The sequence below is a fragment of the Flavobacterium gelatinilyticum genome (assembly GCF_027111295.1).
In the GTDB taxonomy this organism is placed as follows: Bacteria; Bacteroidota; Bacteroidia; order Flavobacteriales; family Flavobacteriaceae; genus Flavobacterium; species Flavobacterium gelatinilyticum.
This window is the reverse complement of record NZ_CP114287.1, coordinates 2754518-2766361: the sequence shown is the minus strand read 5'-3', so window position 1 is coordinate 2766361 and position 11844 is coordinate 2754518. Positions and strand designations below refer to the sequence as shown.

At 35.3% G+C, this 11844-nt stretch carries 13 protein-coding genes and 1 riboswitch; of the genes, 2 read left to right on the top strand and 11 right to left on the bottom strand.

Annotation, left to right across the window (positions count from 1 at the left end; all coding sequences use genetic code 11):
- Positions 1-60: 60 nt before the first annotated feature.
- The 4 genes from thiS to OZP11_RS11690 all read right to left on the bottom strand — a co-directional run bounded on the left by thiS (position 61) and on the right by OZP11_RS11690 (position 2428).
- Positions 61-267 (bottom strand): sulfur carrier protein ThiS, encoded by a 207-nt coding sequence (gene thiS / locus OZP11_RS11705; RefSeq protein ID WP_281235377.1) that lies wholly within the window; start codon positions 265-267, stop codon positions 61-63.
- A gap of 67 nt (positions 268-334) precedes the next feature.
- A riboswitch (TPP riboswitch) is annotated at positions 335-431 on the bottom strand.
- A gap of 133 nt (positions 432-564) precedes the next feature.
- Positions 565-1128 carry a DNA-3-methyladenine glycosylase I gene (locus OZP11_RS11700; protein WP_281235523.1) on the bottom strand — a complete coding sequence of 188 codons (564 nt, stop codon included), beginning with the start codon at positions 1126-1128 and terminating at the stop codon, positions 565-567.
- Positions 1128-1751 carry a hypothetical protein gene (locus OZP11_RS11695; protein ID WP_281235376.1) on the bottom strand — a complete coding sequence of 208 codons (624 nt, stop codon included), beginning with the start codon at positions 1749-1751 and terminating at the stop codon, positions 1128-1130. The genes OZP11_RS11700 and OZP11_RS11695 overlap by 1 nt, the downstream gene beginning before the upstream one ends.
- Positions 1748-2428, bottom strand: coding sequence for a queuosine precursor transporter (locus OZP11_RS11690; RefSeq protein WP_281235522.1), 681 nt, complete (start codon positions 2426-2428; stop codon positions 1748-1750). Before OZP11_RS11690 ends, OZP11_RS11695 begins: the two co-directional genes overlap by 4 nt.
- A 164-nt stretch (positions 2429-2592) precedes the next feature.
- On the opposite strand from OZP11_RS11690, the gene OZP11_RS11685 reads away from it, so the two are divergent.
- Positions 2593-4656: a M3 family metallopeptidase gene (locus OZP11_RS11685; RefSeq protein WP_281235375.1), complete on the top strand. Its 2064-nt coding sequence runs from the start codon at positions 2593-2595 to the stop codon at positions 4654-4656.
- Between the two features lie 62 nt (positions 4657-4718).
- On the opposite strand, the gene tsf is transcribed toward OZP11_RS11685, so the two are convergent.
- From tsf to OZP11_RS11655, 6 genes are all read right to left on the bottom strand, one after another.
- Positions 4719-5681, bottom strand: a complete 963-nt coding sequence (tsf, locus tag OZP11_RS11680) for a translation elongation factor Ts (RefSeq protein WP_281235374.1) — start codon at positions 5679-5681, stop codon at positions 4719-4721.
- A 139-nt stretch (positions 5682-5820) separates the two neighbouring features.
- The gene (rpsB, locus tag OZP11_RS11675) at positions 5821-6588 is read right to left on the bottom strand and encodes a 30S ribosomal protein S2 (protein ID WP_111367996.1); all 768 of its coding nucleotides are present in this window, start codon (positions 6586-6588) and stop codon (positions 5821-5823) included.
- 230 nt (positions 6589-6818) lie between these two features.
- Positions 6819-7205: a 30S ribosomal protein S9 gene (gene rpsI / locus OZP11_RS11670; protein ID WP_012023687.1), complete on the bottom strand. Its 387-nt coding sequence runs from the start codon at positions 7203-7205 to the stop codon at positions 6819-6821.
- Positions 7205-7660 (bottom strand): 50S ribosomal protein L13, encoded by a 456-nt coding sequence (gene rplM, locus OZP11_RS11665; RefSeq protein ID WP_281235373.1) that lies wholly within the window; start codon positions 7658-7660, stop codon positions 7205-7207. Before rplM ends, rpsI begins: the two co-directional genes overlap by 1 nt.
- A 195-nt stretch (positions 7661-7855) precedes the next feature.
- On the bottom strand, positions 7856-8668 hold the full coding sequence (locus tag OZP11_RS11660) for a ferritin-like domain-containing protein (protein WP_281235372.1): 813 nt from the start codon (positions 8666-8668) through the stop codon (positions 7856-7858).
- Between the two features lie 25 nt (positions 8669-8693).
- Positions 8694-9449, bottom strand: a complete 756-nt coding sequence (locus tag OZP11_RS11655) for a ferritin-like domain-containing protein (RefSeq protein WP_281235371.1) — start codon at positions 9447-9449, stop codon at positions 8694-8696.
- A 190-nt stretch (positions 9450-9639) separates the two neighbouring features.
- Here OZP11_RS11655 and OZP11_RS11650 point away from each other — a divergent pair, with 190 nt between their 5' ends.
- Entirely contained in the window at positions 9640-10665 is a 1026-nt protein-coding gene (locus OZP11_RS11650) for a LacI family DNA-binding transcriptional regulator (RefSeq protein ID WP_281235370.1), read from the top strand.
- Between the two features lie 51 nt (positions 10666-10716).
- Here OZP11_RS11650 and OZP11_RS11645 read toward each other — a convergent pair whose 3' ends face one another.
- Entirely contained in the window at positions 10717-11838 is a 1122-nt protein-coding gene (locus OZP11_RS11645) for a hypothetical protein (protein ID WP_281235369.1), read from the bottom strand.
- Positions 11839-11844 lie beyond the last annotated feature (6 nt).

Genomic DNA, 11844 nt, shown 5'->3' with positions numbered 1-11844 from the left:
TAGAGACGCACTGCAGTCCGTCTACGCACAGTATGGGAATTGGAATTTTTATATTGAAATTTAACCGCCCTGCGTAGCAGAAATAATCAAAATATCATCGGTTTCGTGTACGAAGAATTCGTTCCATTTGGTTTTTGGAACAACGGTATTGTTGACAGCAACGGCGATTCCGTTTTGTTTTTGCGGAATTTCGAGATCGAGCAATGATTGAACGCTTAGCGATTCAGCATTGAATTTTTTGGTTTGTTGATTGATTTTTAGTTCCATTCCTTTTTGAGTTTAGTGTATAGATACACAATAGGAATGGCTACAATAACGCATAGAAATGCGTTTAAGAAGTCATCTTACTTTTCCCTACGCTAGTATGAACTAGATCAGGTTCAGAGGGTAAAATCTCAGCCTACAAGTTGTAGACACCCCTAAAGTGTGAAGCAAATATAGAAAATTTTTGTTTGGAAGTTTAAAAAAGTTTCATGTTTCAGGTTTCAAGTTGTTGGCAGGGCGAATTTTTCATTCGTATTTCAGTCGCAATATAACCTGAAACCTGAAACCTGAAACAAAAAATTACTTTATTCTCGTCCAGCAGTCTTCCGTATGATCATTGACCATTCCGGTTGCCTGCATGTGAGCGTAGATAACGGTTGAACCGACAAATTTGAAGCCGCGTTTTTTTAAATCTTTGCTGATTTCATCTGATAGCGGAGTAGTGGCCGGAGCATCTTTTGAATTTTTCAGATTATTTATGATAGGTTTTCCATCAGTATATTTCCAGATATAATCAGAGAAAGTTCCAAATTCTTCCTGAACCTTCATAAATGCCTGAGCGTTTGAAACGGCAGCTTTAATTTTTAATTTGTTCCGAATAATTCCAGTGTTCTGCATTAATTCTTCGATTTTATCTTCAGAATAATCAGCCATTTTTTTATAATCGAAATAATCAAAAGCGGCTCTGAAATTTTCTCTTTTGTTTAAAATCGTGATCCAGCTCAATCCAGCTTGAAAAGTTTCAAGAATTAAAAATTCGAATAAAGTTGGGTCGTCATAAACCGGAACGCCCCATTCTTCATCATGGTATTTTTTGTATAAATCACTTGCTGTACACCAGCTGCATCTAATTTTGTCTTCCATCATTTTCCAATTTTCCAGTGATAACCTTTTACGCTCGGTATATACGCTTTTGTTCCAATTATGATTAGATCAGTATAGATTTTCTTTTTGTACTTAATTCCTATTGCATTTCCGGAAGTATACATTTTATTGGCTTCAAACTTGAATTTTATTTTTGCATCGGTAAATTTCGCATCCGAAATTTTTTCAATAAACCACGTTGATTTCCATTTTATTTCAATTTCATCTTCGGCTGTTTTGGTAATGCTCTTTATTAGTTTTATTCCATCCGCAGGAATATTATGGTTTTCAATCAGTTCTTTTTGAGTTAAAGTCTCTCCGGTTTTGCATTCTGCAATAAAATTTTTGAAATAGGTGATCCCTAAAAATTTTTCGTTTTCGATTTTCTTTTCAATAATACTGTCTTTTAAAACAACTGTATTTTCGACAGGAACCTCGGTTGTTGCAATTTTATCTACAATCGAATTTTTATACTCTTTTACAGTCTCAACAGTGCTTTCGGAAATACTTTCTATTTTGTTTGAAATCTCATTTGTGACTTCTAATATTTGCTTTTTTGAATCTTTAGAACAGCTTACAAAACATACAATGATTACTAAAAAGTATATTTTATAGTTTCTCATTTTTGTAAATGTTCTTTGTTGTTTTGAAGATTGTCTTTTTCCAGATATTTTTTAATTAAATAATGTCCTAAATAAATGGCAGGAGTCAATAAAATTGCAATTGCCAGTTTGAATGTGTAGCCAACTAATCCCGAAGATATAAAAGTGTCAAAGTCAATTTTTCCCGGAAGCCAAAAAGCAATTCCGAGCACAATAAACGAATCAAACAACTGCGAAATTACGGTTGAACCGGTTGCTCTGAGCCATATTTTCTTTTCACCTGTTCTGTTTTTGAAGAACCAGAATATCCAGACATCAATAAGCTGTGATGCCATAAAAGCAATTAAACTTCCTACTATAATCCACATGCTTTGGCCAAAAACGGCTTCAAACTGATTGTCGTCAACAGGGCTTATTCCTTTTGCTGCCGGAATCGTAATGGCCATAAAAAGTATAATAAAAGCATAAGCAATTAAACAAGCTGTTATAAAAGAAAGTTTTTTTACGCCTTTTTCGCCAAAATATTCATTGATTAAATCCGTAGTTAAAAAAACAATTGGCCAGGGCAGGATTCCGATACTCATTACAAAAGGACCAATCTGAATTAGTTTTCCTCCAATAAGTTCTGCCACAACGGCATTGGTTATAAATATTCCGGATAAAATTACAAAGACGATTTCTTTTCGGGTTTTAAACATATGATGTGCTAAATGATGTTTCAAATTTAAGCTATTTATTCAAATCTTAGAAATAGATTAATCTTTATGACCTGATTTGAAGTTTGCGAAGTATTGGTTAATTTTGGGTAATCTGTCGTTGTTTTAAAAAGAAAAAGACGTGCAGAATTTAATTGATATGTAATATGGAAAAACAAACGAATTTCGATAATCCGCTGCTTCAGCGATGGTCAGGACCTTATGGAGGCGTGCCGGATTTTACAAAATATAAAATTTCAGATTTTAAACCTGCAATCGAATCTGCCATTCAGGAAAAACTAAATGAAATAGAAGCAATTGCCAATAACGCCGCAGAACCCACATTTGAAAATACTATTACTGCGCTGGAACTATCGGGTGAAAAACTAAACCGCATTAATGCCGTTTACGGAATATACAGATCTAATTTAAGCAATCCGGAATTTAATGTTGTTGATACAGAAATGTCTCCAAAACTGGCTGAAATTAGTGATAAATTATACCAAAACGGGAAGCTGTTTTCTCGAATCGAAGCGTTGTACAAATCAGGTGAAAGTAAAAAACTGACTAACGAACAGCAGCGTCTGCTTTGGGTTTATTATTCTCATTTTGTAAAAGAAGGAGCGGAGCTGAGTGTAGAAGATAAAGAAAAAGTTGCCCGAATTAATCAGGAACTGGCAGGATTTTTTACGCTTTTCAGCCAGAAGCTGTTAGCAGAAGAAAATGATCAGTATCTGGAATTGAAAACGGAAACTGATTTTGAAGGTCTTCCGGAAGAATTTAAAAATGCCGCTATTGCCGAGGCCAGAGAAAGAAATTTGAGTGTTCTGGGATGTATTGGAAATACAAGGTCTTCAATTGAACCGTTTCTGACTTTTTCAAATCAAAGAAGTTTAAGAGAAAAAGCTTTTGATGTTTTCGTGAAACGAGGCGATAACAAGAACGAAAATGATACAAATGAAACATTGGTTTCAATTTTACGATTAAGAGCAGAAAAAGCAAAGATATTAGGGTTTGCTAATTTTGCAGAATGGAGCTTGTCTGATAAAATGGCAAAAGAGCCGCAGAAAACTTTAGATTTAATGCATTCTGTATGGAAACCTGCTGTTGATAAAGTTAAAAATGATGTTTCGGCGATGCAGGAAATGGTGGATAATGAAGGAGGAAATTTTAAGATTCAGCCTTGGGATTACCGTTTTTATGCCGAAAAAGTGCGTAAAGCAAAATACGATTTAGATCAAAATGAAATCAAGCAGTATCTGCAGTTAGAAAATTTACGCGAAGGAATGTTCTGGACAGCGGGGGAATTGTTTGATTTAGGCTTTAAGCAATTATTTGACATTCCGGTTTATCATCCTGATGTTCGTGTTTGGGAAGTAAACAATAAAAATACAGGAGAAGCAATTGGTTTGTGGTATTTTGACCCATACGCGCGCGTTGGCAAGCGTTCCGGAGCGTGGATGAATTCACATCGCGATCAGCAGAAAATAAACGGAAAAGTTCTTCCAATTGTGTCAAATAACTGCAATTTTATAAAAGGAAGCGGTGACGAAGCAGTTTTAATTTCGTGGGATGATGCTGCAACATTATTTCATGAGTTTGGACATGCCCTGCACGGGTTATGTTCTAATGTAACGTATCCTAGCCTTTCGGGAACTTCGGTTGCGAGAGATTATGTGGAGTTTCCTTCTCAGTTATTAGAACATTGGCTGGCAGCTCCTGAGGTTTTGAATAAATTTGCGCTTCATTATAAAACAAACGAACCTTTGTCTCAATCGTTGGTAGAAAGAATTGGAAAAGCAGCCAATTTTAATGAAGGTTTTGCAACAGTAGAAACGATTTCAAGTTCGTTTGTTGATATGAAACTGCATCTGACAACCGAAACAATTGATCCTGATAAATTTGAAAAGAAAGTCTTAAGCGAAATCAATATGCCATCAGAAATTGTAATGCGCCATAGAATACCGCAGTTTGCACATATATTTTCGAGTGATGGATATGCGGCAGGATATTACAGTTATTTGTGGGCAGATGTGATTAATGCCGATGCTTATGAGGCTTTTCTGGAAGCCGGCGGGCCATTTGACAAGAATGTTTCTGAGCGTCTTTATAAAACAGTTTTAAGTGTAGGAAATACGATTGATAACGAAGAAATGTATGAGAATTTTAGGGGTCATGCTCCAAAATCTGATGCATTGATGCGAGCAAGAAACTTTCCTGTTGAAAGCTAAAATGAAATAAAAAAAGCCCGAATAACTAAATATTCGGGCTTTTTAATATTGAAAATAATATATTAACCTAAAGTAACTCTTTTGAAACCTGTAATTTCAACGTTGAATCCTTTTACGTAATCACCAACTTTTTTACTGTCATCTTTGATGAAGTTTTGATCAAGTAAAGCTTTTTCCTGATCTAAAGTAGTGTTGTCAGAAATGAAACGTTGAACTTTTCCTGGAAGAATTTTATCCCAGATTTGCTCTGGTTTTCCTTCAGCTTTTAATTCAGCTTTAGCATCTTCTTCTGCTTGTTTGATAACTTCAGGAGTTAATTGAGAGAAAGAGATGTATTTAGGAACATTTTTTAAAGTTTTTCCTAAACGTGCAGCTTCTTCATTATCTTTTTCAATTACAGCAATACGAGCAGCAAGTTCAGATTCAACGAAAGCAGGATCAAAATCTTTGTAAGATAATGTATCAGCTCCCATAGAAGCAACTTGCATAGAGATGTCTTTTGTTAAAGTCTCAGCGTTAGCGATTGGAGCAGAAATTGCAGTTAAAGCAGCAATTTTGTTTACGTGAACGTAAGATCCAACGAAAGCACCTTCTAAAATTTCGAAACCACCGATTTCGATTTTCTCACCGATAACTCCAGTTTGCTCGATTAATTTTTCAGCAACTGTAATTCCGTTGAAGTCAGAAGCTAAGAAATCTTCTTTAGAAGAGAAATTGATAGCTCTTTCAACTAAATCTTTAGCTAAAGTTACGAAAGCCTCATTTTTACCTACGAAGTCAGTTTCGCAGTTTAAAGTAAGGATAGCTCCTTTAGTGTTGTCAGCATTGATAAAAGAAACAGCAGCTCCTTCAGAAGACTCACGGTCAGAACGGTTAGCAGCAACTTTTTGTCCTTTTTCTCTAAGGATTTGGATTGCTTTATCGAAATCTCCTTCAGCTTCAACTAAAGCTTTTTTACAGTCCATCATTCCGGCACCTGTAGATTGTCTTAATTTATTTACGTCTGCAGCAGTAATTGTTGACATAATATTTTGATTTTTTAATGTTAAAAGTAAAAAATTCCATCTTTTAAATCCCAAAATCCAATTTTATTAAATTATCAACATAACGTTTTTAATTTTGTTTTGGACTTTGGAATTTAAAATTTGGAATTTAAAATTTGATTTATTCTTCAGTTTCAGTTGCAGGAGCTTCAGCTTCAACAGCAGGAGCTTCTTCAGCAGCTTCAACTTCTTTTTCAGCACCTCTGTCAGAAAGACCTTCGATTACTGCAGTAGTCACTAAAGATAAAATTTTGTCAATTGATTTAGAAGCGTCATCATTTGCAGGAATCACGTAATCAACCTCTCTTGGGTCAGAATTCGTATCAACCATTGCGAAAACTGGAATGTTTAATTTTTGAGCTTCTTTTATTGCGATGTGTTCAGCTTTGATATCTACTACGAACAATGCTGCAGGCAGTCTAGACATATCAGCAATTGAACCTAAGTTTTTCTCTAATTTAGCACGTAGACGATCAACTTGTAAACGCTCTTTTTTAGATAAAGTGTTGAAAGTACCATCTTTCTTCATTTTATCGATAGAAGACATTTTTTTAACTGCCTTTCTGATAGTTACGAAGTTAGTCAACATTCCACCTGGCCATCTTTCAGTGATGTAAGGCATGTTTGCAGCTTTTGCTTTATCAGCAACGATGTCTTTTGCTTGTTTTTTGGTAGCTACGAATAAAATTTTTCTACCTGATGCAGCGATTTTTTTCAAAGCTTCGTTAGCTTCTTCGATTTTAGCTGCAGTTTTATATAGATTGATAATGTGAATACCATTACGTTCCATATAAATGTAAGGAGCCATATTTGGATCCCATTTTCTAGTCATGTGTCCGAAGTGAACACCTGCTTCTAGTAATTCTTTTACTTCTATTTTGTTTGCCATTTTTGTACTAGTTTACGTTCTGTTGATTAGCAATGTGTTTTGAACTTTTAGCTTCAGGCAATATGCTTTTGGCTTTAAGCTTTATGACTTTCAGACTTTCTCCTTTCGGTCTCAACCCATTTAGATGCTAAACTATATCCTACCTCGATAGGAGAGCAACAATAACTGTGTTTTTTAATTTCAATAAATAATTGATAATGTCTTGTCCCATCTGAACAAGGCAGGTAATATTAACGTTTAGAGAACTGGAATCTCTTACGAGCTTTCTTCTGACCGAATTTCTTACGTTCAACCATTCTAGGGTCTCTTGTTAATAAACCTTCTGGTTTAAGGATTCCTCTGTTTTCAGCGTTAACTTCACACATTACGCGTGCTAATGCCATTCTTACAGCTTCTGCCTGACCAGTTGTACCACCTCCGTAAACGTTTACTTTTACGTCAAAGTTGTTTACGTTTTCTGTCATAGACAATGGCTGTAAAACTTTGTACTGTAAAGTTGCAGTTGGAAAGTAAGTTGCGAATTCTTTTTTGTTTACAGTGATGTTTCCAGTTCCTTCAGAAACGTAAACACGTGCAACAGCGGTTTTTCTTCTACCGATTTTGTGAATAACTCCCATTACTTAAGATCATTTAGGTTAACAGTTCTAGGTTTTTGAGCTCCGTGAGTGTGCTCAGATCCTACAACAACATTTAGATTTCTAAAAAGTTCAGCTCCTAATTTGTTTTTAGGTAACATACCTTTTACAGCTTTTTCTACTAATAATGCAGGGTTTTTAGATTGCAATACTTTAGCAGTTAAAGTTCTTTGTCCTCCTGGGTAACCTGTATGACGCATGTAAATTTTGTCATTCAATTTTGTACCTGTAAGGTTAATTTTTTCTGAGTTGATAACAATTACGTTATCTCCACAGTCAACGTGCGGTGTGTAACTTGGTTTGTACTTACCTCTTAAGATCATAGCAACCTTTGAAGCAAGACGTCCTAAGTTATGACCTTCAGCGTCAACAACAATCCACTCTTTAGTTACAGTGCCTTTGTTTGCCGAAACTGTTTTGTAGCTTAATGCGTCCATAATATTATTTTAATTAAACATTCCATCCCCAATAAAGGGGATGCAAAAGTACAATTAATTATTTTAAAACCAAATACCTGAAAAGAATATTTTAAATACTGAAAATCAGGCTCTCAGTTTTTATTTTTAAAATCATAAAAAAACCATCTTTACAATAACGCAAAGATGGTCCGGTAATTTGAAATTATTTTTATATTAAACAATAAATATATTGGCAATATCGACTACTTGCTGTGTTGTAAGCGGTTCGTCGTATGCCTCAGATCCGGCTGCAGCGCCAAATAAACTGGCTGTGTTATATCCTGCCTGCATGGTTACGCCTTCGCCGTCATAAACAGCCTGTGTGGCTGCCGGCATTCCTGCGCCTCTTTCTGCGTTAGAAATCCAGCCTTTCAGACCGCGCAGTCTTCGTACCTCAGAGGCGTGGCGGGCTTCAACGGAATGAATCTGCAAAGCAGCGGTTAATAAATCCGGTGCCGAAATTAAATTTGCCGCTTGACCTTTATAAGCTCTTACTCCTGTGTCTTCAAAAGCCTGTGCCAGGGCTAAAAAGGTTGGGTAGTCATTAAAAGGATCAAATGCACCGCCTACAGTAAAGTCAAAAGTAGGTTTCGGGACAAAATTAGCACTCATTGTGCCGCCCAATCCAGCTATTAAAAATGAAACATGATCTGCTTCGTGTGCTGCGATCTGCTGAAAAACTTTTAAATCCCGTCCGCCATTTTCAGATGCAGGAATAACACCTGAGTCCAATGCCATGGCATAAAATTCATTTTCGAGATATTCTAGAGTTAGTGCAAACTGCAAAGCGCCAATTGGAGTTGCAGGTGTTGCTGTAATGTCTTTTGCAAATGCTTTACCGGTCAGGGCAGATAATCCAAAAGGAATTGAAGCCAGTGCTAAATTTCTTCCTATGTTTCCAAACTGCGTGAAACTGTCTCTTCTTGATCCGTGTGCCGACATTAAGCTGTCGTCGGTAAAAGTTTCTATAAATTTTAAAATATTCATAATTTCCAGGTTTTATCAGTTACTATTAAGGAAGGTATTTTGCCGTGAATTTTGTGGTAATAAATCCAGCAGCAACAGGCAGGATTTTAGAAGGATCTTTCGCAGCATCTAATCCGGTTGAAGTGCTGACAATATCGTCTCCGGCAAAATCTTTAGAATTAGGATTTATCAAACTGCGTATCGCAGAAGCGTGACGGGCTTCGACAGAAACAATTTTTCCTGCCAGTAATAAGTAATCGGGAGTTTTAATTAATCTTCCTGCTCCGTTGTAAGCGGCGACTCCGGTATCTTCGAGTGCTTTTGCAGTAGCGAGAACTTCTGTGCGGCTGTTAAAGTTTAATGAGCCGTAATTAAAGGCTAAAGACGGAAGCAGTTGTGTGCCCGGATCCGGAAGCGAGGCACTAAGCGCTGCTTTAAAAAAATCTCTGTGTACTACTTCGTGATGGTATAAATCCGTCAGAACTTGACGTTCGATATCATTAAATACGGTATTAAAGTTTGAGGCATTCACAACTTTAGTATAAAAGTCGGCTTCCAGCTGCTCTAAGGCATAAGCATAGGTTAGTACGCCAAAGTCACCGGAACCTAAATCAAAAACACCATTCTTTATTCCGGGTAAGGAGTTGTCCTCCATATTATTATCATCATTATCATTATCATTATCGCTGCAGCCAGCCATAACCAAACCTGCGGTAACCAGCGTCAGCCCACTGAGCTTTAGAAAGCTCCTTCTGCTATTCAGTGAAGGGTCAGCTTCATGAATCTTAACTTCGTTTTTCATAATCAAGTTTTTTAGGTTAAATAACATGTATTCAGTTATTAACGAAATTTTAGTAAGAGCGGTTTTAAAAACAGGGGTATATTTTTGCATTTTTTCGAAAAGACGTGATATTTTTAAATACTAGTAGGTCTTTTTGTTTTATTTTAGGTAATTCTACTATATTTGTATTAATTACATAAAATTCAATTGGATGAAAGCTAAAGCAACTCTAAAACAAATTGCGAAGGAACTTGGTGTTTCGGTTTCGACTGTATCTAAAGCATTGAATGACAGTCCGGAAATTAGTGAGCAAACAAAGGTGAAGATTAAAGAGTATGCCAAACTCAAAAATTATAAGCCGAATGTTATTGGTCTGAATTTGAAGAATCGTAAGACTAAAACGATCGGTGTAATTATACCTAATATATTAAATTCCTTTTTTGCTAAGGTTTTTAGCGGTATCGAGAAGGTAGCTGATAAAAAAGGTTATAATGTAATTACCTGTATTTCTAATGAATCTTTAGAAAAAGAAGTTCATACCCTTGAGATGTTAAGTAACGGAACAATTGATGGTTTTATTCTTTCTGTTTCTCAGGAAGCACAAAAACTGGAGGAGTACAGTCATTTTTCTGAAATTATCAATGACGGAACGCCGATTGTAATGTTCGATCGTATCGCTGATGGAGTTGACTGTGATAAAGTGGTAGTAGATGATTTTGATTCGGCTTTAAACTCAACACAGCATTTGATCGATTTAGGCTGTAAAAATATTGCCCTGATTTCTTCTGTAGACAATATAAGTGTTGGGAAACTTAGGACAGAAGGTTATTTAAAAGCTTTAAAAGACAATAATATTCCAATAAACGAAAAAATCATTCTTCGTACAGATTCAGAAGAGGATATGAAAGCTAAAATTGATTCTCTTTTTGATCATAAAATTGACGGAATTTTTGCCCTGGACGAAAATGATTCAGTTGCGGCATTAAGGGTAAGTCTTAAAAAAGGATTCAGAGTACCGGAAGATATTTCGATAATTGGTTTTGCAGATGGTATTCTGGCATCAAGACGATTATCACCAAGTTTAACAACGGTAAGCCAGCATGGTGTTGAAATTGGAGAAGTTGCGGCAAAAAGATTAATCGAGAGATTGGAAGAGCCGGAAGGAACAGTTTCTGATTATGAGACGATTGTTATCAAAACAAAATTGAAAGAAAGAGAATCGACTCGAAAAAAATAGAAATATAAAAAAACCATCAGCAGAAACTGATGGTTTTTTGTTTTTAAGGCATTATTCTATTTTCTTAATAAGGTACAAACGCCCCTTTTCTTTGTCATGTATCAATGTAAATTTTAGGAAAGGATTAGTATAAAATGCATATCCTAATCTTAAACTTTTTTCTAATTCTTTTGGTGTGTCTTTTACGGTGCTATATATTGATTTTTTGTTAGTGTCATAATCACTTATAAAAACATCTTCTTTTTTAAATTTTAACGTGTCTTTTTTAAAAAGAATATTGATATAAGCAACAGCGTTCCAATAATAGTAGGTGTAAGTATCATTGCTCTGAGTTCTTCCCATAACATTTGAATTATAATCTAATTTTTGAAAGTGCTTAAATACGATTCTTTCGGAGGGAATCTTATTAAGTAGATTTTCATTAATGATTTTTTTCTTTTGATTTAGGACATCTTTAAAAATTTCATTAGGTATACCATACATTACATACCAGTCATTGTAAGCAAAATATAATACAGATGATTTTTTATCAGCTGGTATTGAAGAATCTCTCCATGCATAAAAGTTATCCAAGTAAACACAATTAGGCAATATAGTCTCACGGTAATATTTTAATAATTTTTCCTGATTCCATGTTAAATCTTTATTTACAGGTATAAAATTCTTTTTTGCTTTATTTCCGTCAGTTGGCCAGGTTTGATAAAATAACAGGTCTTTGTTTACGATTTGTTTGTTTAGTAAAAAGGTGTCGCCAAAATCGGATTCATTTGACGTAGAAGTTTTAAAATTAAGAGTGTCCAGAATGTTCCCGGAAGTATCCATTTTAAAAACTGTGTTGAAAAAATTTTGCCCCGTGTTTCCGCCTCCATGATCATACGGTTCTTTTTTGTCGATAATTTTAACTATAATTTGTTCTTTAGAAACTTCAAGTACCAGACAGCTGCTGCTGGGGTAATCCCAACTGTTTTTATTAAACAGTATTACATCATGATTGCTAAAGTTTTTAACTTGGGATAAATTTTTATAATTGAGAAATTCGGCGGGTAATTTTTTAGAAGGCAGACTGTTTACAAAAAAAGTATCAATGCCTAAAGCGAACTCAAGATTCACTTTGTAAACTAAGAATAAGATGGTTATTGCTGCAAGGCTGTACTTTGTTAATTTTTGTCTCATTTTAGT

Bases quoted from the DNA above. Each gene is read 5' to 3' on its own strand.
- thiS (WP_281235377.1), bottom strand. From the start codon at position 267: ATGGAACTAAAAATCAATCAACAAACCAAAAAATTCAATGCTGAATCG.
- OZP11_RS11700 (WP_281235523.1), bottom strand. From the start codon at position 1,128: ATGGAAGACAAAATTAGATGCAGCTGGTGTACAGCAAGTGATTTATAC.
- OZP11_RS11695 (WP_281235376.1), bottom strand. From the start codon at position 1,751: ATGAGAAACTATAAAATATACTTTTTAGTAATCATTGTATGTTTTGTA.
- OZP11_RS11690 (WP_281235522.1), bottom strand. From the start codon at position 2,428: ATGTTTAAAACCCGAAAAGAAATCGTCTTTGTAATTTTATCCGGAATA.
- OZP11_RS11685 (WP_281235375.1), top strand. From the start codon at position 2,593: ATGGAAAAACAAACGAATTTCGATAATCCGCTGCTTCAGCGATGGTCA.
- tsf (WP_281235374.1), bottom strand. From the start codon at position 5,681: ATGTCAACAATTACTGCTGCAGACGTAAATAAATTAAGACAATCTACA.
- rpsB (WP_111367996.1), bottom strand. From the start codon at position 6,588: ATGGCAAACAAAATAGAAGTAAAAGAATTACTAGAAGCAGGTGTTCAC.
- rpsI (WP_012023687.1), bottom strand. From the start codon at position 7,205: ATGGGAGTTATTCACAAAATCGGTAGAAGAAAAACCGCTGTTGCACGT.
- rplM (WP_281235373.1), bottom strand. From the start codon at position 7,660: ATGGACGCATTAAGCTACAAAACAGTTTCGGCAAACAAAGGCACTGTA.
- OZP11_RS11660 (WP_281235372.1), bottom strand. From the start codon at position 8,668: ATGAATATTTTAAAATTTATAGAAACTTTTACCGACGACAGCTTAATG.
- OZP11_RS11655 (WP_281235371.1), bottom strand. From the start codon at position 9,449: ATGAAAAACGAAGTTAAGATTCATGAAGCTGACCCTTCACTGAATAGC.
- OZP11_RS11650 (WP_281235370.1), top strand. From the start codon at position 9,640: ATGAAAGCTAAAGCAACTCTAAAACAAATTGCGAAGGAACTTGGTGTT.
- OZP11_RS11645 (WP_281235369.1), bottom strand. From the start codon at position 11,838: ATGAGACAAAAATTAACAAAGTACAGCCTTGCAGCAATAACCATCTTA.